Annotated in this window: 18 protein-coding genes; 15 read left to right on the plus strand and 3 right to left on the minus strand. The window is 55.9% G+C overall.

Going from position 1 to position 22127, the window contains the following annotated elements:
* The first annotated feature begins 70 nt into the window (after positions 1–70).
* The 4 genes from ACRRNM_RS02365 (at position 71) to ACRRNM_RS02380 (ending at position 5626) form a co-directional block, all read left to right on the plus strand.
* Positions 71–1705 (plus strand): glycosyltransferase family 2 protein, encoded by a 1635-nt coding sequence (locus tag ACRRNM_RS02365; protein WP_435626647.1) that lies wholly within the window; start codon positions 71–73, stop codon positions 1703–1705.
* On the plus strand, positions 1693–2691 hold the full coding sequence (locus tag ACRRNM_RS02370) for a hypothetical protein (protein WP_435626648.1): 999 nt from the start codon (positions 1693–1695) through the stop codon (positions 2689–2691). The genes ACRRNM_RS02365 and ACRRNM_RS02370 overlap by 13 nt, the downstream gene beginning before the upstream one ends.
* Before the next feature lie 234 nt (positions 2692–2925).
* Positions 2926–3576 carry an adenylyl-sulfate kinase gene (gene cysC, locus ACRRNM_RS02375; RefSeq protein ID WP_435626649.1) on the plus strand — a complete coding sequence of 217 codons (651 nt, stop codon included), beginning with the start codon at positions 2926–2928 and terminating at the stop codon, positions 3574–3576.
* A gap of 28 nt (positions 3577–3604) precedes the next feature.
* On the plus strand, positions 3605–5626 hold the full coding sequence (locus tag ACRRNM_RS02380) for a capsular polysaccharide biosynthesis protein (protein ID WP_435626650.1): 2022 nt from the start codon (positions 3605–3607) through the stop codon (positions 5624–5626).
* 115 nt (positions 5627–5741) lie between these two features.
* Here ACRRNM_RS02380 and ACRRNM_RS02385 read toward each other — a convergent pair whose 3' ends face one another.
* Entirely contained in the window at positions 5742–5948 is a 207-nt protein-coding gene (locus ACRRNM_RS02385) for a cold-shock protein (RefSeq protein WP_435626651.1), read from the minus strand.
* A gap of 125 nt (positions 5949–6073) precedes the next feature.
* Entirely contained in the window at positions 6074–6724 is a 651-nt protein-coding gene (locus ACRRNM_RS02390; protein WP_435626652.1) for a PAS domain-containing protein, read from the minus strand.
* Between the two features lie 826 nt (positions 6725–7550).
* On the opposite strand from ACRRNM_RS02390, the gene ACRRNM_RS02395 reads away from it, so the two are divergent.
* From ACRRNM_RS02395 to ACRRNM_RS02430, 8 genes are all read left to right on the plus strand, one after another.
* Entirely contained in the window at positions 7551–8699 is a 1149-nt protein-coding gene (locus ACRRNM_RS02395) for a capsule biosynthesis protein (protein ID WP_435626653.1), read from the plus strand.
* 164 nt (positions 8700–8863) lie between these two features.
* Positions 8864–9484 (plus strand): SCO family protein, encoded by a 621-nt coding sequence (locus ACRRNM_RS02400; protein WP_435626654.1) that lies wholly within the window; start codon positions 8864–8866, stop codon positions 9482–9484.
* 132 nt (positions 9485–9616) lie between these two features.
* Entirely contained in the window at positions 9617–9961 is a 345-nt protein-coding gene (locus ACRRNM_RS02405; protein WP_435626655.1) for a hypothetical protein, read from the plus strand.
* 156 nt (positions 9962–10117) lie between these two features.
* On the plus strand, positions 10118–11068 hold the full coding sequence (locus ACRRNM_RS02410) for a hypothetical protein (protein ID WP_435626656.1): 951 nt from the start codon (positions 10118–10120) through the stop codon (positions 11066–11068).
* 202 nt (positions 11069–11270) lie between these two features.
* Positions 11271–15314 (plus strand): PAS domain S-box protein, encoded by a 4044-nt coding sequence (locus ACRRNM_RS02415; protein ID WP_435626657.1) that lies wholly within the window; start codon positions 11271–11273, stop codon positions 15312–15314.
* Positions 15307–15927 (plus strand): response regulator transcription factor, encoded by a 621-nt coding sequence (locus tag ACRRNM_RS02420; protein ID WP_435626658.1) that lies wholly within the window; start codon positions 15307–15309, stop codon positions 15925–15927. Before ACRRNM_RS02415 ends, ACRRNM_RS02420 begins: the two co-directional genes overlap by 8 nt.
* A 425-nt stretch (positions 15928–16352) precedes the next feature.
* The gene (locus ACRRNM_RS02425) at positions 16353–17204 is read left to right on the plus strand and encodes a sensor histidine kinase (RefSeq protein ID WP_435626659.1); all 852 of its coding nucleotides are present in this window, start codon (positions 16353–16355) and stop codon (positions 17202–17204) included.
* 45 nt (positions 17205–17249) lie between these two features.
* The gene (locus tag ACRRNM_RS02430; RefSeq protein ID WP_435626660.1) at positions 17250–18077 is read left to right on the plus strand and encodes a Crp/Fnr family transcriptional regulator; all 828 of its coding nucleotides are present in this window, start codon (positions 17250–17252) and stop codon (positions 18075–18077) included.
* A gap of 57 nt (positions 18078–18134) precedes the next feature.
* Here ACRRNM_RS02430 and ACRRNM_RS02435 read toward each other — a convergent pair whose 3' ends face one another.
* Positions 18135–19628: a diguanylate cyclase domain-containing protein gene (locus tag ACRRNM_RS02435; RefSeq protein WP_435626661.1), complete on the minus strand. Its 1494-nt coding sequence runs from the start codon at positions 19626–19628 to the stop codon at positions 18135–18137.
* Between the two features lie 487 nt (positions 19629–20115).
* Here ACRRNM_RS02435 and gspG point away from each other — a divergent pair, with 487 nt between their 5' ends.
* From gspG to ACRRNM_RS02450, 3 genes are all read left to right on the plus strand, one after another.
* Positions 20116–20565, plus strand: a complete 450-nt coding sequence (gene gspG, locus ACRRNM_RS02440; RefSeq protein WP_435626662.1) for a type II secretion system major pseudopilin GspG — start codon at positions 20116–20118, stop codon at positions 20563–20565.
* Positions 20566–20823: 258 nt separating this feature from the next.
* Positions 20824–21315, plus strand: coding sequence for a response regulator (locus ACRRNM_RS02445; RefSeq protein ID WP_435626663.1), 492 nt, complete (start codon positions 20824–20826; stop codon positions 21313–21315).
* Entirely contained in the window at positions 21315–21974 is a 660-nt protein-coding gene (locus ACRRNM_RS02450) for a response regulator (protein WP_435626664.1), read from the plus strand. The genes ACRRNM_RS02445 and ACRRNM_RS02450 overlap by 1 nt, the downstream gene beginning before the upstream one ends.
* The last annotated feature ends 153 nt before the right edge of the window (positions 21975–22127 follow it).

Below are 22127 nucleotides of genomic sequence, written 5' to 3' on the forward strand. Positions count from 1 at the left end.
GAGCACGGATGAGGTGGCAAGCGCGTTTTTCGAGATGATTCGGCCAGGCGCCGAGAGACGCACCCCGGGCATGACGGCGCAACCAAAAATTTCCCTGTTGCTGAGTGTGCAGGCAGGCTGCGCCCGGCGCCTTTCCGCGACCATCGAGTCGGTGCGCGCCCAGATTTATCCGCATTGGGAGTTGCGCGTCATGGCTGCGTCCGGCTGCGATCCGGCGGTCAGGGAAGTTCTCGGGGACTTCGCCCGGAACGACACGCGAGTCAGCGTCAGATTCCTGCAAGCACACCGGATTGGCGCCGTTGCGGAGGATGCCGTGCGTACCGGCAGCGCCTACGTGGGGATAGTGGGCGAGGGCGATTTGCTGGCGCCGCGGGCTTTATATGGTGTCGCGGCGGAGGCGGTGGCACACCCCGATGCGGCGCTGCTGTATACCGATGAAGACGGCATCGACGACGCGGGAGCGCGATGTACGCCCAATTTCAAACCGGACTGGAATCCCCAGTTGTTGCTGTCACAAAACTACCTGGGCGGACTCTGTGTTTTTCGGGCCGATGCGGTGGCCGCGGCGGGCAGTTTCCGGAATGGGCTCGATGCTGCCGGGAGCTACGACCTGGCGCTACGCGTGAGCGAGACGGTAAACGCGCGGCAAATCCGCCACCTTCCCCGTGTGCTTTACCATCGCCGCTTACCTTGGGGCGGAGCCGCGCCGGAGCCGGCTGATAAAGCGCCTTGCGAGGCTGGACGGCAAATGCTGAAAGCATACCTGGCGCGCAACGGAATCCGGGGCGAGGTTCTGGGCATGCCTGCGGCCGGTGGCTACCGGATACGCTATGCGATTCCTCCCGGAATGCCGTTGGTCAGCATCATTATCCCGACCCGCGATGGGCTGGATTTGCTGCGGCATTGCATCGAAAGTATCCGCAAGATATGCAGCTACCCGCGCTACGAAATCCTGGTCGTGGATAACCAGTCCCGCGATCCGGCCATGCTTGCCTATCTGGACGTGCTTGCGGCGAGGGGGGATGCGACAGTCCTGTGTTACGACCGGCCGTTCAATTATCCGGCAATCAATAATTTTGCGGCACGGCATGCGCGCGGCAAGGTGTTCTGCCTGCTCAACAACGATACCGAAGTCATCACCCCGGGATGGCTGGAGGAAATGCTCGGTTTGCTTTACCAGAAAGATGTGGGCGTTGTCGGCGCCAAGCTGCTTTACCCGGATGGCACGGTGCAGCACGGCGGGGATTGGGTCGGCGTCGGCGGCGTGGCGAACCATGCCCATGCTTTTTTGCGGCGCGGCGATCCAGGTTATCAGGGGCGCGCCCTGCTGGCGCAGGATATGTCGGCAGTCACCGGGGCATGCCTGATGGTCTGGAAATCGCTGTATGAAAAACTGGGTGGGCTGGATGAGCAGCATCTTCCGGTGGCTTTTAACGATGTGGATTTTTGCTTGCGGGTGCGCGAGGCCGGCTATCGGGTGGTATGGACGCCGCATGCGGAGCTGTATCACCGCGAGTCGGCGTCGCGCGGCAAGGACCGGAGTCCCGAAAGGGTGCGGCAGGCCAGGTATGAAGCGGCGTACATGCGCAAGCGCTGGAAACATATGCTGCGGCACGACCCGTTCTATAACCCGAATTTGAGCTATGAACGACCCCGTTGCCCCCCGGGCAATGCGACGCCGGCGGAGGGGTCATGGTTTGCCTGATTTCACATGACTCTCCCCGGACAATAGATGCCGGGAGCACGGTTTACCTCGTCGAAGAGCAATGCAATCCTTCGACGGATTACTTTGTGCTCCCGGCTGTTTCCGCCAGCGGGCGCAGGGTGGCGCGCTGCGGCTTTGCCGATTTACCGGCTCCCTCCGATCTGGACGGCGCTTCGGTGGTGTTTGTTCGTTATGTGCCGCCGGCCTGGGCGAAACTGGTGGCGGCGGTGCGCCACCGGCTGCGCACGCTGGCGTTTTTCATGGACGACGACGTGCTGGAAGTGGGCGCATCCGCCGGGTTGCCGTGGCGATACCGCTTCAAGCTGGCGAGATCGGCGGCATGGCGGTCGGGGTGGCTGCAACGGCAAGCGGCGGAGTTGTGGGTATCGACGCCTTATTTGCAGCAGAAATATGCGGCTTGGCACCCCCGGCTGGTGTTGCCTGCGCCTGCGGCCGGGCGCACGGATGTGTGCCGGGTCTTTTATCACGGCTCGGCTTCTCATGCGGCGGAAATTCGCTGGCTGCGCCCGGTGATGGAAGAAGCCTTGCATCGCGAGGAACGGCTCGCCTTCGAGATTGCCGGCGGACGGGATGTGCATCGCCTGTACCGGGGGATGCAGCGGGTGACGGTGGCACATCCGATGAAATGGCCAGCCTATCAGGCATACATGACCATGCCGGGGCGGCATGTGGGGCTGGTTCCGTTGCTGGACATACCATTCAATCGCGCGCGCTCGTACACGAAGTTCTTCGACATCACCCGTTGCGGCGCGGTGGGGATTTATGCGCCGGACAGCGCCTGCGCCAAGGTGGTCAACCACGGCGTGGACGGGCTGGTCGTGGTGCAGAAACAGCAAGCCTGGGTGGAGGCGATTCTGCACCTGGCTCGGGACGAGCCTCTGCGGCATTCCCTGTTGAGTAACGCGGCGAAAAAGATGAGCAGCCTCGCGGACAGGGCGCGGCACGGTTATGCGGAATTGATGTAGCGGAGATGTGACAGGAGCGGAAATCCATATTCATCCTGAATAACGCAGTTGAAACTGCAGGAGCGGGCCTTGCCCGCGAGCAGCTTAATCGCGGGCAAGGCCCGCTCCTACATGAATTAATCACCCAAAAGGTGAGCGGCATCAAGCGCGAAAGAATCAAGCACCACGCAGTTTTCATTGAAATGTAAAGGATCAACTGAGGTTTTCAGGTTCATTCATGACAAGGGAGGCGCTATGAAACAGAGCAAATCGGATAACGTTGTCTGGCATCACGCCACAGTGACCCGCGCGGCGCGGGAGGCGCTGAATGGCCACCGCAGCGTGATTTTATGGTTCACGGGGCTTTCCGGTGCGGGCAAATCCACCTTGGCGCATGCCGTCGAGAAGCATCTTCACCAGTTAGGCTGCCGAACTTTTACTTTCGATGGAGACAACGTGCGGCACGGGCTTTGCTCCGACCTCGGGTTTTCCGCCGAAGACCGCGTCGAGAATATCCGCCGTGCAGGGGAGATGGCCAAGCTGTATCTGGAGGCTGGGGTCATTGCGCTGACTGCTTTCATTTCCCCGTTCTGTTCCGACCGCGCGCGGGTGCGTTCGCTGGTGCCGCACGGCGAATTCCTCGAAATCTATTGCCGCTGCCCGCTGGAAGTATGCGAGCGGCGGGATGTGAAAGGGCTGTACAAGCGGGCGCGCACAGGGGAGATCAAGGAGTTCACCGGCATTTCCTCGCCCTATGAGGAGCCGGAGAAGGCTGAGCTGGTGGTGGACACCGGCAGCCAGTCCGTGGAGGAATCTGTGGCCAGGGTCGTCGACCTGCTGTGCGAGCGCGGCATCATCGGGCAGGCTGGCAGCAGGCGGCCCGAGTTGGTTTGGGCTAGCGCCTGACCTGCGCCGGTTTGCGGGTGATGAAGCTTTGCGGGAATTATTTTTTCAGGCCGAGCAGGCTCCGCTGATCGCAACCGCGCGCGCACTGGCAAACCTGCCGAGGCTAGGCGAGCTGCTCGGAGCGCCGGTAGTGCACCGTTGGACTGTGCGGGATGCGGCTGCCTGCGCAGGAGTGATTGCCTGGGGGCGTAAACCCAGCGCCGTAGCGGCCGAGGCCTATGCCGACCGGCAAGGGCTGGCGTTGCTGCGCATCGAGGACGGTTTTCTTCGCTCGATGCACATGGGTGCTTCACCGCTCTCCGTTGTTGTCGACGACCTGGGCATCTACTACGATGCCTCTGCACCTTCCCGCCTCGAAATGCTGATCGCCCACCCGCTCGTGGAGGCGCAGCGCATCCGCGCCCAGGCGCTGATCGCTGCATGGCGGGCAGCGAGAGTGTCCAAATACAACCATGCGCGCGAGTATGCAGGCGAGCTTCCGGCGTGCTACGTGCTGGTGGCGGACCAGACGCAGGGCGACGCCTCGATACGCCATGGCTTTGCCGACGCCTCCAGCTTTCAACACATGCTGGCTGCGGCGTTGGCGGAAAACCCGGATTGCATCGTATTGCTCAAGACCCATCCGGAGGTGATGGCTGGGCGCAAGCGCGGTTATTTCGATCTCGCGGCGCTTGCGCAAGACCGGCGTGTGCGGGTGCTTGCGGAAGATGCGCATCCGGCATCGCTGATCGAGCATGCGGAGGCCGTCTATGCGGTCACCTCGCAGATAGGCTTCGAGGGGCTGTTGCGGGGCAAGCGGGTGCGCTGCTTCGGTATGCCGTTTTATGCCGGCTGGGGGCTTACGCAGGATGAACTGCCGGCCCCGGACCGGCGTCATCCAGTGCAGGTGGAAAACCTGGCGCATGCGGCGCTGCTGGAATATCCGCGCTATATCGACCCGGAGACTGGTCGGCGCTGCGAGGCGGAGCGCGTGATCGAATGGATGGGGCTGCAGCGGCGGATGCGCGAGCGGTTTTCTGCCCATATTTATGCGCTGGGGTTTTCGATCTACAAGAGACCCATCGTGCGCAGATTTTTCCAGGGCAGCACCGTGCGTTTCATACGCAAGGCAGACGCCGTGCCGCAGGGTGCCACACTCGCGGTGTGGGGGAGGAATGAGCATGCTTCCATCCATGCAACGGAAGCAAAAATCATCCGTCTGGAAGACGGGTTCATCCGTTCGGTGGGGCTGGGGGCTGATCTGGTACGCCCCTTGTCGTGGGTCATGGATGGGTGCGGCATCTATTACGACGCAGCAAAGCCTTCCGGTCTTGAGTATCTTCTGCAAACAGCCTGCTTCGATGCGGCGTTGCTCGGCCGTGCCCGCGCACTGCGGGAGCGTCTGGTGGCGGAGGGGCTAAGCAAGTACAACGTGGGGACGACACGGTGGCAGCGACCGCAATTTCACCCCTCATCCGGGGTGGCTGGAACAAGGGTGATCCTGGTGCCGGGGCAGGTGGAATCGGATGCCTCGTTATCTTATGGGGCTTCCGGCATCCGCCGCAATCTTGACCTGCTGCGCTCGGTGCGTGCGGCCAATCCGGAAGCGCACCTGATCTATAAGCCGCACCCGGATGTGGTGGCCGGGTTGCGCCGCAAAGGGGTTTGCGAGGAAGACGCCGCCCGCTGCTGTGATGAGATGGTGGCGGATGTCCCGATGGGAGAACTGTTGCCGCAAGTGGATGAAGTCCACACGCTGACCTCGCTGACCGGGTTTGAGGCGCTGCTGCGCGGCAAGAGGGTGGTGTGCTACGGCCAGCCTTTTTATGCCGGCTGGGGGCTGACCGAGGACATGTTGCCACTCGCTCGCCGCACACTCTGTCTTTCGCTGGACGAACTGGTGGCCGGAGTATTGATTCTCTATCCTGTTTACGTGAGCCGGAAGACGGGCAATTTTACGACGCCAGAACAGGCGCTCGATGAACTGCTAGCCTGGCGGAAGCAGCATGCGGCCGGTTTGTCGTGGTGGCGCAAGGGAATGCGCCAGGTGTTGCGCCTGATGGCAAACTGAGCAGGCGCGAAGGGCGTGGTTGCGAGCATCCAGAAGGGGTGTTCACATCCGCGCCATGCCTTGCACTGCTTTCAGCAGGCAAGTTGCACGGCGCAGGAAAACTGTTGAAACAGGCCTAACAGGGAACCTGGATGTTGGAAGCCTGCTTGCCTTTGGGACCTTGTACTATCTCAAAGGTAACCTTCTGGCCTTCCTGGAGGGTCTTGAAACCATTCATGTTGATGGCGGAAAAGTGCGCGAACAAATCCCCGCTTCCGTCATCGGAAGAGATAAAACCAAAACCCTTAGCATCGTTGAACCATTTGACTATACCAGTTGCCATTTTCTATTTCCTTCCTTAAAAAAACGGGTACCCCCGCAAAACGATCCTGCTATTTCCATCCAAATTTTTTCTTGTTCCACACATTCCGTTTCATGCCGCAGTCGGGGCGATTACGCATCAAGCGATTAAAGCTGAACGCATAACGATTCAGTGCAATCGTTCGATGCCGCACCGAACATGGGGCCAGCCATTTGTTGCTTTAACGCTGCAAGTTCTTTCTGGGTCAGGGCCAGCTTGTCGCACAATGACGCATTACAGGATTCCAGCAATGTCATGTTTTTTACCAGTTGCTCGGTTCTGCGTTCCACATTCCGCTCGAGGTAGTAACGGTGTTCGTTCAGTTCTGCTTCCATCGCTTTCTTGTCCGAAATATCCAGCATGACCCCGCTGAAGAACAGTGGAGTGCCTGATTTATCGCGCACGACGTTGGCTTCATCGTGAAACCAGCGCAGCCTTCCGAAACCGTCATAAAGGCGATATTGGCAACTGAATGCTTCCGCAGTGCTGCGGCTGTGCAGCATGGCTTGAGCAAATTTTTCCAGATCGTCCTCATGGATATGCTGCAGGCGCAAATCGGGTTTGCCTATCCAGTCTTCCATGGCAAATCCCAAGCTCGCTATTTGCGGACTTGCGTATGTCATGCAATTGTCCTGATGACAGGACAGGACATACATGAAAGCTGGCGGTAGTTTGCCGGGGGTGGTCTGGGTGAAAGGCAGTGGTTCATGTTTTGCAGAAGCTGATATTACTGAATTGGTTTGCGAGAGATGAGTCATATCTTGTCCCTAAATGCCATTTCACTATAAAGATGCCGCATCCCCTTTGTGTGATGTCGCAAGGCATCCAACTTGTGTAGCTTCTGACGTAATAGCAAATCATGGCATCGGAAAAACCAGGCGGCCTGCCATGCAGGCTGTTATGCACAACCTCTGATTTTTTGCCGGTGTAAACCCTTTAGGTCCATGCTGCGAATTACCTGCTGCCTACAGTGCATTTTTTTCACAACGTGGGAGCATCATGTAATGATTCCGATGGTTTTTAAATAGGTAGAATTACCTAGATAAAGGCATTACTCCGCAATGGTGGATTTCAATTGGCGGGAAAAATAATTTCCATCAACGGCCGTATTGGCCGAATGGCTATTGCCATAGCCATTCCATGATATTTTGTGGCAGCTCTCAAGCCTGATTGCTATCGATGTCAGAGGCAGCGTTGGCTGAACGCGTGTCGTTGCCGAGCTGAACCGGTAGTCCTTGTTTTGCATATGTAGCAACCTCCTACAGGGCACCTCTTTCCTGCAGTAACTCACTCTCTTTGATTTAAGTTCCTGCCGTAGCGAAATACACATTTCGCCTCGCTGTATTCGATGCGCATTCAACTGACACTTGTGCCGTGGTTTGGCTCGGTATGAACGGAAAGCTCCATTGGTGAATCCGGATCAAGCCTGAGTGTACCGATTCAAGCGAGGTGACAATAGTCATGTTGAGGTCGAACCTAAATCAGTTCAGGGGCAAGCGGGTACTGTTGCTGCAAGGTCCGGTTGGGCCATTTTTCCGGAGATTTGCCTCGGACCTGGAGCAGGCCGGCGCGCAGGTGTTCAAGGTGAATTTCAACGGCGGCGACTTGCTCTTCTACCCGTTCAGAGCGTTCAACTTTCGTGGCGGCATGGAAGACTGGCCGGCGTATCTGGAAGCCTTGCTCGATCAGTTGAATATCGATGCGGTGTTGCTGTTCGGCGATTGCCGCCCGCATCACCGCATGGCGCATGGAATAGTTCACCGGCGCGGGCTGGAAATAGGCGTGTTCGAGGAGGGCTATGCCAGGCCGGATTACATCACGCTCGAAAGGTTCGGGGCCAATGGCAATTCGCTGATCCCGCGTAACCCGATTTTCTACCTGAACAACCCGATGCCATCCGTCGAGCAGCCGCTGCCGGTAGGCAACGCCTTCTGGATGGCTGCGCTGTGGGCGGTGCTGTATTACCTGGCAGCCGGCTTGCTGAAGCCGGCTTTTTCACGTTACCGGCATCATCGGCCGTTGACCTGGCTGGAATGCCTTCCATGGCTGCGTTCCATATGGCGCAAGGGGTATTACGCGCTCAAGGAGCGCCATGTGTCTGCAAGGTTGATGAGCGAGTTTGCCGGACGTTATTTCCTGGTGCCGTTGCAGGTGCACAACGATGCACAGATCCATGCCCATTCGGATTTCGATTCGATGACCCAGTTTATCGACAAAGCGATGACATCGTTTGCCGGGAGTGCGCCCCGAAATGCCGTTCTGGTTATCAAGCACCATCCCATGGACCGCGGTTATTACGATTACACAAGATTCATTGCCAGGCGGATCAGGCTGCTCGGGCTGGAAGGAAGATGCTTCTACATTCATGACCAGCATCTGCCCACGCTGCTGCGGCGCGCCCGCGGCGTAATTGTGGTCAATAGCACGGTTGGTTTATCAGCCCTTTTTCATGGCGCGCCGGTCAAGGTTTGCGGCAGCGCAATATACGACATGAAGGGGCTGACTTTCGGCGGTTCGCTGGCCGATTTCTGGCGTAATGCACAGCAAGCCAAACCGGATCGGCTCCTGTTCGAGCGTTTTCACAGTTATCTGGTTCGGTATACGCAATTGAACGGCAGTTTCTACAAGCGCCTTCCGATTGTGGCATCTGTGGCAGGAATGCGTTGGGCTTCGAGTCCGGTCGCGGGGCAGCCCGATGCCCGGCCCCGTTATCTCGAGAGCGCCGTAAGTTGAATGGGTTCAACGCCGCTACTACAGTCTATTCCCACCCGGGAAACAGGGGTTCGACCGTAGCTGAATACTGGCTTGGCCTCAGTGTATTCATGCGTGCTTTAACCGATACTGGCAACCATGTCCCATCCGGGTAATTCCTGAATCAACTGTGAAGGGAGTGCGCGATGAAATACCATGAGATGCTTCTTCTTCTTACGATATTGTCGGCGGGCGTCGGTGTGGCGCATCGCGACAGCATGGCCATGGCCAGCGAAGCCGAACATCATCATCACGGCATGGCTGCGCCAGGCACCGGTTACAAGCGCGCCATCGTGTCCTACCAGACGCCCGACGTGAAACTGGTGGATAAAAACGGCAAGCCGGTTTCGCTCCACAGCCGCCTTGATGGAGACAAGCCGGTCATGTTGAATTTTATTTTCACTACCTGCACCACGATCTGCCCGGTAACGAGTGCGACCTTTTCCATAGTGCAGGAAAAGCTCGGGCCGGAGCAGGGCAAGGTGCACTTCGTTTCGATTTCAATAGACCCCGAGCACGATACGCCTGCCAGGTTGAATGACTATGCGAAAAAATTCGGTGCAGGGGCTCAATGGAGCATGTTGACCGGAAGCGCAAAGGACAGCATTGCTGTGCAGCGCGCTTTTGATGTCTATTCTGGCGACAAGATGAATCATCGGCCGGTGACTTTCATGCGTAAAGGCCCGGGCAAACCCTGGCTGCGTATTGACGGATTTGCCAGCGCCGACGATCTGTTGCAGGAATACCGGAAACTTGCGTTGAATTAAGCCGGTATGGATATGGATCAAACCGCATCGGATACCCTTTCCGCACGCAGTGGGAGGGGCGAAACGGGCTGGCTTTGCCAGCCTTTTAATTCCCGCCGCAGGCGGGTTTCTGTCCAAACCGGGAGAACGATCATGAAGAGATTTTTACTTGTGCTGGCTGGCGTATTGCTTGCTGCAAGCTTTTCAATATCTGCTCAGGCGGGGAGCTATGGCGAACCTGTGGCGGGGATGGGCAAGATGAGAGGCGAATGCATGGGGATGGACAAGACGAGAGGTGATTGCATGATGATGGGTTGGCACAAAATGACCGGCACCGTCGATAGGATCGATCATTCCAGAGGTATGCTGACCCTGAGAAGCGGCGCGACGGATATGGCGCTGCATTTCCCGCCTTCTTCTATCAAGGATCTGAAGAACGGCGACACCATCACGGTCGATCTGGGATTCAGCAGAGGGAAACCGGCCTCCATGGACTGATCTGGTTTTTTGGAAAAATTCACGGGTCGGCCTGTTTTTCCTTTAACCGATTGACTGCGCGAATCCAGCACTAGGGATTATGGCAGCAGTGTTTAATCTGTGAAAATCCGGCGTACCAAAGCTTTTGGTGCACGATCTCCCAAAATGGTGAACAAGATGAGTCTGGGCAATACAGATAGCCTGATTAACGATGGTGTGTTGGTGCTCAACGAAGAAACGACCGCCCAAGCACAGAGAACTTTTATTGTTCTTGGCGCCCCCCGGGGGGGAACTTCCATGGTGGCCGGTGTGTTGCATCACCTTGGGGTCTATATGGGAAGTGACTTGTTGCCTACCTTTGAGGACCCGTATTTAACGAAATTGATGCTGCAAGGCCGCAATGAAGATTTAAAACAGGCGATTGTTGATCGCAACCGGAGCCATTCCGATTGGGGGTGGAAATTTCCGGGGCAGCCCATTTTGGAAGCACTGCCGGAAATATCCTCTGAACTGAGGAATCCTTATTTCCTTGCGGTTTACCGCGATGTTTTTGCCATTGCGAACAGGAATTCCATATCCGCTTATGGAGACTTGTTCGAGACCATGAAATACAGCCTGAATTACTATGCGGGGCTTGGGGCATTTCTGGCGTCAAATAAAGTACCTGCAATGCTGATTTCTTATGAAAAGGTGATGCTCGACCCAAGCATGTTTGTTGATAGGGTGAGCAGGCTTTTGGGCATCGGACATGAATGCCAGGAAAATGCCATTGCCTTCATCGAGCCCAATAAACCCGCCTACCTGGGAGCTACCGACAATCGGTGCAATGGTTTTATCGACAAGGTCGATGCCGGCTATGTGGCAGGCTGGGCTTACAGTAAAACTCAAGATTTACCCGTGGTAGTGGATATCGAATTAAACGGCCGATTGGTGAACAGCGTGCTGGCCGATCAATACCGGCCGGATGTACAGGCAATTGCTAAACATCCAAATGGGAAGACGGGCTACAGATGCGCGCTTCCATCAGAATATCAACTCAAGCATGGCGATGAGATAAGAGTACTGATACAAACCGGCGGTGAGCGAAAAGAAGTTAACCGGTCGCCGTGGATATTTTGTATGCCTTAACCAAGCTGGCCTTTTTGGGCCCCCAGTTCAGTGGTCTGAAACATGCCGGCCATCGGCGAGCCGATTTTTGCGCTTTTTCCCCGAATCCGAAAAACATGTAGTATATCCGTGCCAACCAAGTGGGCCGAGGAGCGCTATTGCGTTGCCGATGGCAGTCTCGAATTGAACCATGTGAGCAGCATTTTGGTAAAAGAGATCGACGATGACCCTGCTTGTCCCGGAAGATCAGCCTCCCTCCAACCGCAAGAACCTTGCCGCCTATCTGCCGCTCCTTGGGTATGTCACACTTGCATTTCTGGTTGCCGCAACAGCCTATTATTTCTTCTGGAAAATAGAAGGCGTGATCGAAGGGGGAAAACTTCGCGATCTCGGCGCAATTGCCGATACCAAGGTCAAGCAAATCAACACATGGCGCGAAGTCCAAAAGCGGACCGGGGAGAGTATTTCGAATGACTCGCTGCTGGCCGGAGAATTCGGCCAGTGGCAAGAAAAAGGCATGCCGTCGAATGAACACAAGCACCGCATCCGGAAATTGCTTTCCGAGCTGCAATATGCGAATGGCTATAAAGCCCTTTCGTTGCTGGATAAAAAAGGCGTTCCCAGGATTTCGGCCGACGGAGATTATGCGCCGGATGCAGAGGAGGCGCGGCTGGCGGCGCAAGCGATGGGCAACCGGAAGGCAGTATTTTCGGATTTTCACCGAGGCGACGATGCCGGGCAGGGAATATATATCGATCTGATCATACCGCTCATTACGTCCGGAAAAACTGGCCGCGTCGTGGGTGCCGCAATACTGGTAATAGACCCCAACACCTTTCTTTACCCGCTCATCCAGTCATGGCCCACCCGCCGCGGCAGCGCGGAGACGCTGCTGGTGAGGCACGAGGGTAACGAGATTTTATTTCTCAACGAGCTACACCACAATAAAGGCACGCCCCTTTCCTTACGTATTCCGTTCGAAAAGCCGAACTTCCCGGCTGCCATGGCGGTGCGCGGTGAAACGGGTACGACGGACGGCATCGATTATCGCGGTGTAGCGGTAGTTGCGGCGATGCGCGAAATTCCGGGTACACCGTGGTTCATGGTGGCAAAGATCGATAAGGCTGAACTGTTTGCTCCGATCGATCAACTCAAAACATGGGCGACAGGCCTGGGTTTTGTTATAGCGGTGCTTGGCGGAGGCCTGTTTTTTTCCTGGCTCAAGGGAATTCGGGTAAGGCAGAGGCTGATTACGGCGCAGCGCGACGCCGCGGTGGAGCGCGAAATGCTGGTCAAGCATTTCGAATACCTGAACAAGTATGCCAGCGACATTATCCTCGTGGCCGACGAGGCCGGCCGGATCGTGGAAGCCAATGAGCGCGCCGTGGAGACCTATGGCTACACACGGGAAGAGTTCCTGCGGATGGAGATATCCGATCTGCGCCTGCCTGCCGAAGACCCCGCGATTTTCAAGCGGCAGCTTGAACAGCTCGGGGAGTTGGGTGAGCTGCGTTATGAAACCGCCAACCGGCGCAAGGATGGCACGACTTTTCCCATCGAGGTCAACGCCCGCATCATCGAGGTGCAAGGCACCAAATACCTGCATGGCATCGCGCGCGACATCACTGCGCGCAAACAGGCCGAGGACGCCCTGCGCAAGCATGAAACCATGTTGCGGGAATCGCAACGGATGGCGCAGATCGGCAGTTGGGAACTTGATCTGGTGAATAACATCCTTTCCTGGTCGGATGAAAATTACCGCATATTCGAAATCGATCGCACCCGGTTCGGCGCTTCCTATGAAGCCTTCCTGAATATTGTTCATCCGGATGACCGGACCATGGTCAACCGGGCCTATACCGACTCCGTAAAAAACCGGACGCCATACGATGTTGTCCACCGGCTGCTCTTTCCGGATCAACGGGTCAAATATGTCCGGGAATGGTGCGAAACTATTTATGATCAGGAAGGCCGCCCGATTCGCTCCATTGGGACGACGCAGGATGTCACTGGGCACAAGCTGGATGAAGAAGCATTGCGCGAGAGTGAAAACCGTTACAGGCTTCTTGTCGAGTCTTCGCCATTCGGCATCCATGAGATTGATCTGGAAGGGCGCTTGCAATCCATGAACAGGGCAGGGCTCGGCATGCTCGGCCTGGATGATGCCGGGAAGGTCTGTGGTATGCCGTATCTTGAATTGGTGAGTTGGCGAGACGCCGGGCGCATCGGAACGCTTTTGTGGGATGCCATCACCAACGGGAGCCTTAGCCATTTCGAATTTTCCGCTACCGGCGATGTGCCGCGGTATTTCAAGTCGTGCTTTATCCCGATCAAGGGTGCCGACGGCAAGGTGCTGAGACTGATGAGCATTACCGAAGATATCACCGAGCGCAGGCAAGCCGAGCAGCTGTTTCACCAGCAAAAGAATTTTATCCGACGGGTAATCGATACCGATCCGAACCTGATTGCCGTCAGGGATGCCAAGGGGAAATTCCTGCTGGCGAACCAGGCCGTGGCAACCTTGTATGGCATGGAGCCGCAAGAACTGGTCGGGAGGAATGTCGCCGAGCTATTTCCAGCCGGGGATCAACTCGACGCGATCTTGCGCACCGACTGCGAGGTGATCGAGAAGCGCAGCCCGATCGAGTTCGTCGAGCATGATTCCAGGGATGGCATGAACCGCTGGTTCCGTGTCGCCAAAGTACCGATGGAGCAGCCGGATGGCTCGGTGCATGTGCTCGGCATAGCCGTCGATATCACCGAGAACAGGCTTGCGGCGGAGAAACTGCTCAAATCGGCGGAGGATATCGAGGATCTTTACGACAATGCCCCGTGCGGCTATCACTCGCTGGATAAGGACGGAATTTTTGCCCGGATCAATAATACCGAACTCAAATGGCTGGGCTACACCAGGAATGAATTGGTCGGGCAACGAAATTTCCAGGATATATTGACGCCATCCAGCGGAAACAGATTCCAGCAATACTTCCGGAAATACAGGGGAGAAGGAGGCGTGCAGGAGCTGGAAGTGGATGTGTTGCGCAGGGACGGCACGGTGCTGCCGGTGCTGCTGACGGAAACTGCGATTTACGATCCGGAAGGCCATTTCGTGATGAGCCGTTCGACCATGTTCGATATCACGACGCGCAGGCTGGCGGAGGTTGCCTTGCGGGAAAGTGAAAACCTGTTCCGCACTACGGTGGACAATGCGCCGATCATCATCTGGGTAGCAGAGGTAAGCGACGAACGAGCCTATCAGGGCTGCAATTTCTTCAACCAGCGGTGGCACGATTTTACCGGGCATGCACGGGAAGAAACTCAGGTGCGCGACTGGGTAAGATATGTCCACCCCGATGATGCGGAGCGCTGCCTCGATGTTTACAGCAAAGCCATCGGGCAAATACAGCCGTTCAAGCTGGAATACCGTCTGCGGCGCCAGGACGGCATATACCGCTGGATGCTGGATTCCGGCATTCCCCGTTTTACGGAAGAGGGAGATTTTTCCGGTTATATTGGAACCTGCGTCGATATAACCGAGCAGAAACAATTCGAGAATATGCGGGAGAAGATGGAGCATGTTGGCCGCCTTAACATTGCCGGGGAAATGGCTTCCAGCATGGCGCACGAACTGAGCCAGCCCTTGACCGCATGCAGCAATTACCTGGATGGCTGCCTGCGGCGCATGGAGGAAAACGACTGGAACAGGGAAAAGCTCCATAGGGCAGTACAGCTTGCACATAAACAGTCCGAGCGGGCCGGCAAGATCATCAACCATCTGAAGGAAATGGTGAGAAAGCAGGGTCACGAACGCGTTTTGATTGACGTCAACCAGTTGGCCAGGGATGTCGTAACGTTTCTGGAGGACGAGATCAAGCGCCAGGGTATTTCCGTACACATGGCTTTGTTTCCCTTGCCCAAAGTCATGGCATGCAAGGTGGAGATCGAGCAGGTATTGCTGAACCTGTGCAAAAATGCCATTGAATCGATGCATTCCTGCCCGCAGCGTGAACTGCGCCTGTCTACCGGCGTTGTTGAATCCGGTGAGATATTGGTTACGGTAAGCGACAGTGGAAGTGGTATTCCGGCGGGTGGGATGGAGAGCCTGTTCAACCCCTTCCAGTCCTCGAAACGGGATGGGCTTGGTCTCGGATTGGCCATTTGCCGCAGCTTTGTCGAAAATCACGGTGGCCGGATCTGGGCGGATACGCAACGCGAATTCGGCGCCGAATTCTATTTCACTCTTCCTATCGGAGCAGAACATGAATGAAAGCAACAGACAGCCGATGATATTCGTGGTGGACGACGACGAGGCCATGCGCGACTCGATTCACTGGCTGCTGGAATCGGTGAATCTTGAAACCAGGATGTTCGCCAGCACGAGTGATTTCGTGGCTTCCTGCGATCCCGATGAGGAAGGCTGCCTGCTGCTGGATGTACGGATGCCGGGTATGAGCGGCATGGAGCTTCTCGAGGCGCTCAAATACAGCGGCATTACTCTGCCCGTCATTATCATTACCGGCCACGGCGACGTGCCCATGGCCGTTCGCGCCTTGAAACACGGCGCATTCGATTTTATCCAGAAGCCATTCAACGCGCAGGAGTTGCTGGATCGGGTTAATGCCGCTCTCGAACTGGACAGAAAGAATCGCCAGCGATCCGGCGAAGTCGAGCGGCGGCGCGCCTATTTTGCTTCGCTGACCGAGCGCGAGACTGAGGTGGTGGAACTGCTGGTGGCCGGAAATTCAAGCAAAGTCATTGCGCAGAAACTTCAAATCAGCCCGAAAACAGTGGATATCCATCGTGCCAACATCATGAGAAAACTCAATGTCGGTAGCGTCGTCGAAATCGCCCAACTCCGGTTGGACCTGCAGGATTCCTGAAGCAATTCAAAAATTATGTCGTGTTGCGCAGCGCACGCTACGCTGGTTTCGTGCGGCGTTCTTACACGTCATTCTATGTGGGCTAACAAAACCATTTACCCGTTCTGCCGGGTTGCAACGATATTTCCCTACTGCCGCTAGGTAATCCTACCTATTTGAAATCGACAGGATTCGTTACATGATATTCCCACGTTGTCGAAGGGAATGCACCGTAACAAATATAGCGTTCAGCTCTTCCCGGAGCTTTTGCTACCGCATAACCAATCGACCCAGACGCAGACGGCAAGTGCTATCGAAGCGTGGCCGATGATACGGCGAACAAGTTTCCATTCCAAAGTACGCCACTAGCTGGAGATCAGGGTGGCATAAAGAGTTTTCACTAAATCGGGTGATCGTTCATGCAATGCGATATCGGGAGGTGGCACATGTACGCGAAATCGATAGGACAATTAAGGCAACGGCGCCAATCTGTGGCCTCAGCGGCAGAGGCAAAGGGCCGTTACACATCCGGCAGGGTTTCATGCAGGCAGCAAACCGAATTGCAGCGGCTATCTGCCCGCTTGCTGGAGGTTCAGGAAAGCGAGCGGCGGCGGATCGCCACCGATTTGCATGATGTGCTCGGCCAATCGTTGACCGTGATCAAGCTTATGCTGGATGAGTCGGTGATGTTGCTGGCCGCAAACGAGACAAAAAGCGCGGCCGAATCGCTGCAGCAGATGAGACTCAAGGTCAAAGGGGCATTCGAAGAGTTACGCTGCGTTTCCATGAACCTGCGCCCTGCAATAATCGACGATCTCGGCATCCTCGCGACCCTGTCGTGGTTTTTCCGGGAGTTTGAAATGGCCTGTCAGGGGATAAAAGTCGAAAAATCCTTCGGCATCCAGGAAGGCGGCATACCTGCGCCGCTCAAGATAATAATTTTCCGCATCATTCAGGAAGCAACCAACAATATCGTCAAGCACGCCAACGCCAGCCATATCCGGGTGAGCCTGAAGAGAGCCGGCGCTACCTTGCACCTCTCGATCGACGATAACGGAGATGGTTTCGACCCGCTGGAGGCTGGCAAGTCCCGCCCTTTCGGCAAAGGGCTCGGCCTTTTGAGCATGAAAGAACGTGCCGAACTCTCCGGGGGGACCTATGTAATGGAATCCAGAGCCGGGCAAGGAACAAGAATTAATGTTTCGTGGCCGCTCAGCGAATTGGAGGATAGGCATTCAGGGCAGAAAGTGACCTGGCGCAATAGCCTGAGGATCGTTGCCAATCCGATCGTATTGTGACACTACAGAATTACGCTGATCCATCTGGCCAGGAGCCTTTCACCCATGTCAAAAATACTTGCGCAGCCGGCATATCGTGAGCACAAGCAAAACAACCTTCTTGCCGGGCTTCCTGCAGCGGTGTATGAGCGCTTGGCGCCAGATATGGAACTGGTGCCACTGAGGTTCGGTTCGATTCTCTACGAAGACGAGGCGCAGTTGCGCCATGTCTATTTCCCCACCGATAGCGTCATTACGCTTCTTCGCCGGATGGAAGACGGATTGCCGGCGGAGATTGCAGTAATCGGCAATGAAGGTCTGGTCGGGATTGCCACGTTCATGGGAGGGCCTTCCATCTCGGGCCGGGCAGTGGTGCAAAGTGCCGGTTGCGCCTACCGGCTTGACTCCAGCGCGCTGAAGTGGGAATTCGAACTCGGCGGTGCGCTACGGAATGTTCTGCTGCACTACACGCAGTCGCTGATCAAGATGATGGCGCAGACTGCAGCATGCAACCGGTATCATTCGGTGGAGCAGCAGCTGTGCCGCTGGTTGCTGTCGAGCATGGATAGATTGCCTTCAAACGAGTTGCTGATGACGCAGGATCTGATTGCCAATATGCCGGGATTGCGCCGCGAGGGTATTGCCGAAGCAGCCAGAAAACTGCATGCAGCCGGGATAGTTAATTACACTTGTGGGCGGATTGTCGTGCTGGATCGACCGAAACTGGAAGCACAGGCCTGCGGGTGCTATATGGTGGTCAAAAGAGAGTTTGAGCGGCTGCTGTCGGCGCAACGACCGCAGGCTGTTGCTGCCCGTATCCCTGCACGGCCCGTAAGCAGTGCCTTGTCACATGGTATGTGGTGGAGGCCAGCTTCGATTCCCAGGAAAAATTAACCAGAAGGGCTGCCGATAATATTTTGGGTTGTTGCGGTACGCCGATCGAATTTTTCCTCATTGATGGGCATTTTCGCCGTGATGCGAATAGCCGTTGCGCCCCGCCCCCTTGATCTTGTACATGGCGGTGTCCGCATGGTGCAACAAGCTGTCCGCATCTTCGCCATCATCCGGGAAAACACTGATGCCTATACTGGCGGTAACACGCAGTTTCTGCCCATCGATATTCAATGGATCAGCCAGGCATTCCAGGAATTTCCTGGCGACATTGCTTGCGTCATCGAGGTGAGAGATAACCGGAATAATCACGGTGAATTCGTCACCCCCCAGTCTGGCGAGCGTGTCGCCCTCGCGTAAACAGCTTTTCATGCGCTCTGTCGCAGCCACCAGCACTGCGTCACCGATCTTGTGCCCCAAGGTATCGTTGATCTGCTTGAACTCATCAAGGTCGACAAAAATAACCGCCAGCATTTGCCTGTCGCGCCGTGCATGGGAGAGGGATACACTGAGCCGGTCAAGAAACAGGCGCCGGTTGGGAAGCCCGGTGAGTCCGTCGTAGTAGGCCAGGTATTGCAGTCGCTCCAGAACATATTCCTGGGTATGGGCGTCGGAAAAAATCCCGACATAATTGATTACCCGTTGCTGGCTATCCTTGACGGTGCTGATGCTCAGCCACTCCGGATAAATCTCGCCGCTCTTGTGACGGTTCCAGATTTCTCCCTGCCATTGCCCGTTTTTGTTCAGCGAGTCCCACATTTCCCGGTAGAAATCCTTGTCATGATGGCCGGATTTGAGCATGGCGGGGGTGTTGCCGATAGCTTCGTGGGCCGCGTATCCGGTGGTTTTTTCGAAGGCCGGATTGACCGAGCGGATAATTTTGCGGGCATCCGTAATCATGACCCCCTCGGCTACGCTCTCGGTCAGGCGTGAAGCAAGACGGGACGCCTCATCAGCCCTCCTGGATTCACTCAGGTCTGTCATCACCATATGGCAGGCGAGTGTATGGTCTGAGCTTTCCATGACCCTGCTTTCCAGGCGCACATCGCGCAGGGTGCCAGTTGGGGTTTTGATTCTTGACTCGATGGCAAGATTGTCGCGCGACAGGAATACCTGGTGCAGGTGATTGAGAAACTGAGAACGGTCATTTTCGGCGAGCCATGCTATGAAGTGCTTGCCCAGCAGGTGGGCACGTCCCCTGCCAAGCATGGCGACACCGGCCTGGTTGACCGTCAGTGTGCGCCCTTTCTCGTCCAGGGTCAGGCAACCGACAGGCACCAGGTCGAAGAGAACGGTGTGGTGTTTGCGCGTATCCTTCAGCTGCTGCCGGAATTTAAGAAATTCTTGTTTGCATCTTGCCAGCTCAAACTGGTCGAACCACAATTCATGCAGCAGGCTCTGGGTATCGTTCTGCTTGTATGAAGGTGATTGGGCGAGTAAATTTTTACTATCTGGAAGCATGTCGGCTTTTGCGAATAGCCCGGATGCCTTTCCGAGCAGCATCCTGCCTAACGTTGCCATGCTGCCCTCAGTTTGCTGCAGTCCTTCCGCCATTCGCAATTTTCCATGCAGTCATAGCGCTTATCTGTAGAGAAACAAGGCTCGCCGCCGCGGAGCGCCTGGATTGTCCGGATCAGCCCCGTCTGCGATGTGTGTGTGGCGCATTCCTTTAATCCGAATTCGCACGCCAGTTGCTGCAATTCTTTCAAGGTCATAGCCATTATTTTCTCCAGCAAAGCATTTGTGACAGATATGTTCCTCGGTTTCGCGATGCGCCTCTCGATAGAGATAAACAGGGTAAGCAACTTTAGTGCGGAGCATTGGAAGGGGAAATTAGTAATCGTCTTAATTCTTTCCCGAGAAAAACTGTAGTTGCATGGCGAATCGGAAGCATGATCCGCCAGTGCAAACGCTGCTGCGCATTTACCCTGAGCAGGAAATACGGTGCATCCCGTACAAATGAATACAGTCATCCGCCCAGAGAGAAATTTGATATGGGCCGTTAAGGTGAGAGGCCATCACATAACTGCGGGGGAATGAAATGAGGAACACGGAATTTCCCGTTGTGCCGCGCCGCCATCCTCATGTAGCGCAGCAGGGCTTCACCTTGCTTGAATTGCTGGTAGTCATGGTAATCATCGGTTTGCTTGCGGGATTCGTCGGCCCAAAATATTTTTCCCACATCGGCAAATCCCAGATCAAGGCGGCCCGCGCACAACTCGACGGATTGGGAAAAGCACTCGATCAGTACCGCCTGGACACCGGGCATTATCCGAGCACGGAGGAGGGGTTGGCCGCACTGGTCACGCGTCCTCCCAATGAGCCCAGGTGGGACGGCCCTTACCTGACCAAGGGCGTACCGCTCGATCCGTGGGATAACCCGTATCTTTTCAGAATTCCCGGAGAGCATGGGGAGTATGACCTCATTTCCTACGGGAGAGACGGGCAGGCCGGTGGGGAAGGTGAGGCAGCCGATATCGTCAACTGGTAGACGATACGGCAGGAAAGCCCACAGGTTTGCGGCTAGCGGGCAATAGGTGGTTTTACTTATTTTGCGAGGCTGTCACCATTGTAATAATGGCCGCCATCCTGCCGCCCTTGGCAAGGCGTGGCGCATCGCGTCCGATCATGAAAAGAGTGGGTCGCTGTTTGTCGGCTAGCAGTTCAGACATACCACCTGTTCCCCATGCATACTCCACCGAAGCCTTGGTGTTGTTGCCGGAATGGGACATATAAACCGGAGATAACGATGGGAAAAAAGAAACGCATCCTGATCATCGAGGATTACCCACTGCTGAGAATTGGCATCAGGACATTATTGTCGCGGGAAGCGGATATCGAGGTTGCCGGTGAATCTGACGATAGCCGCGATGCCGCGCTTCTGGTCAAGGTTTTCGCCGCCGACCTGGTGCTGATGGATCTGCCCATACTCGGCATGAGCGGCATGGAGGCCATTGCGGATATCAAGCGGCACCACCCGGACACCCGCGTACTGGTTCTTACCATGCACAAGGCGGTCGAATGCGTTCATGGAAGCCTGCTGGCTGGCGCCGATGGCTACGTTCTCAAGGATGATGCACATGACGAATTGCGCACCGCAATTCGCTGCGTGCTGAACGGCAAGAAATATCTGAGTTACGGAATATCGGCTACCAACGGTTGCCTGGATGCCCGCGATTCATTGAATCACGGCAAAGGCCACTACATTTGCGCTGTGCGGCATGCGACTGACTGGAGGTAATGATGAAAGAGAAAAAACGCGTTCTGATCGTCGAAGACCATACCCTGTTGAGGGCCGGCCTCAAGGCATTGCTATCCCAGGATACGGAGATCGAGATTGTCGGCGAAGCGGAGAATGGCCGCGATGCCGTCCGTATGATTGCGACGACCGCTCCCGATCTGGTGCTGACGGACCTTTCCATGCCCGGCATGAATGGCATCGAATCCATCGTAGACATCAAGCGGCGCTACCCCGGCGTCCGCGTACTGGTGCTCACGATCCATAAAACGGACGAATACATTTTTGAAGCCATGCGTGCGGGCGCCGACGGCTATATCCTCAAGGATGCATCGCACGATGAATTGCGCATCGCAATCCGCAGCGTGCTGAACGGCAAGACTTACCTGAGCCCGGACATATCGGCAAAAGTGATCAACGGTTATCTGGATACCGACAAATCATCCAGCCCGGTCAGCACTTGGGATACGTTGACCCACCGCGAGAGGGAAGTGCTGAAGCTCGTGGCCGAAGGGCATCCGAACAAGTTCATTGCCGACTACTTTTGCCTGAGCATCAAGACGGTCGAAAAACATCGATCCAATTTGATGAAAAAACTCAATCTGCACAATGCATCGATGATAACTGCCTATGCCATAGAAAGAGGGCTGGTTACCAATTAGCCGCCGTAATACCCGGTTGCCTGAAGTTTATCGCCATATGGCGTTCGCCATATTGTCCTTGCATCCTTCCGTTCCCCCCAAGGTATGAAACCCTGTCGAAGCGGGCTTTGAGCCGCAGAGGTGAACCTTTACCGCAGAGCGATCACGCGTCCG

This window comes from Ferrigenium straubiae (assembly GCF_051257895.1).
Taxonomy (GTDB): Bacteria; Pseudomonadota; Gammaproteobacteria; order Burkholderiales; family Gallionellaceae; genus Gallionella; species Gallionella straubiae.

Excerpts from the sequence above, each read along its gene's own strand:
- ACRRNM_RS02365 (WP_435626647.1), top strand. The coding sequence starts at position 71 with ATGACGGCGCAACCAAAAATTTCCCTGTTGCTGAGTGTGCAGGCAGGC.
- ACRRNM_RS02370 (WP_435626648.1), top strand. The coding sequence starts at position 1,693 with ATGGTTTGCCTGATTTCACATGACTCTCCCCGGACAATAGATGCCGGG.
- cysC (WP_435626649.1), top strand. The coding sequence starts at position 2,926 with ATGAAACAGAGCAAATCGGATAACGTTGTCTGGCATCACGCCACAGTG.
- ACRRNM_RS02385 (WP_435626651.1), bottom strand. The coding sequence starts at position 5,948 with ATGGCAACTGGTATAGTCAAATGGTTCAACGATGCTAAGGGTTTTGGT.
- ACRRNM_RS02390 (WP_435626652.1), bottom strand. The coding sequence starts at position 6,724 with ATGACTCATCTCTCGCAAACCAATTCAGTAATATCAGCTTCTGCAAAA.
- ACRRNM_RS02400 (WP_435626654.1), top strand. The coding sequence starts at position 8,864 with ATGAAATACCATGAGATGCTTCTTCTTCTTACGATATTGTCGGCGGGC.
- ACRRNM_RS02405 (WP_435626655.1), top strand. The coding sequence starts at position 9,617 with ATGAAGAGATTTTTACTTGTGCTGGCTGGCGTATTGCTTGCTGCAAGC.
- ACRRNM_RS02410 (WP_435626656.1), top strand. The coding sequence starts at position 10,118 with ATGAGTCTGGGCAATACAGATAGCCTGATTAACGATGGTGTGTTGGTG.
- ACRRNM_RS02415 (WP_435626657.1), top strand. The coding sequence starts at position 11,271 with ATGACCCTGCTTGTCCCGGAAGATCAGCCTCCCTCCAACCGCAAGAAC.
- ACRRNM_RS02420 (WP_435626658.1), top strand. The coding sequence starts at position 15,307 with ATGAATGAAAGCAACAGACAGCCGATGATATTCGTGGTGGACGACGAC.
- ACRRNM_RS02425 (WP_435626659.1), top strand. The coding sequence starts at position 16,353 with ATGTACGCGAAATCGATAGGACAATTAAGGCAACGGCGCCAATCTGTG.
- ACRRNM_RS02430 (WP_435626660.1), top strand. The coding sequence starts at position 17,250 with ATGTCAAAAATACTTGCGCAGCCGGCATATCGTGAGCACAAGCAAAAC.
- ACRRNM_RS02435 (WP_435626661.1), bottom strand. The coding sequence starts at position 19,628 with ATGGCGGAAGGACTGCAGCAAACTGAGGGCAGCATGGCAACGTTAGGC.
- gspG (WP_435626662.1), top strand. The coding sequence starts at position 20,116 with ATGAGGAACACGGAATTTCCCGTTGTGCCGCGCCGCCATCCTCATGTA.
- ACRRNM_RS02445 (WP_435626663.1), top strand. The coding sequence starts at position 20,824 with ATGGGAAAAAAGAAACGCATCCTGATCATCGAGGATTACCCACTGCTG.
- ACRRNM_RS02450 (WP_435626664.1), top strand. The coding sequence starts at position 21,315 with ATGATGAAAGAGAAAAAACGCGTTCTGATCGTCGAAGACCATACCCTG.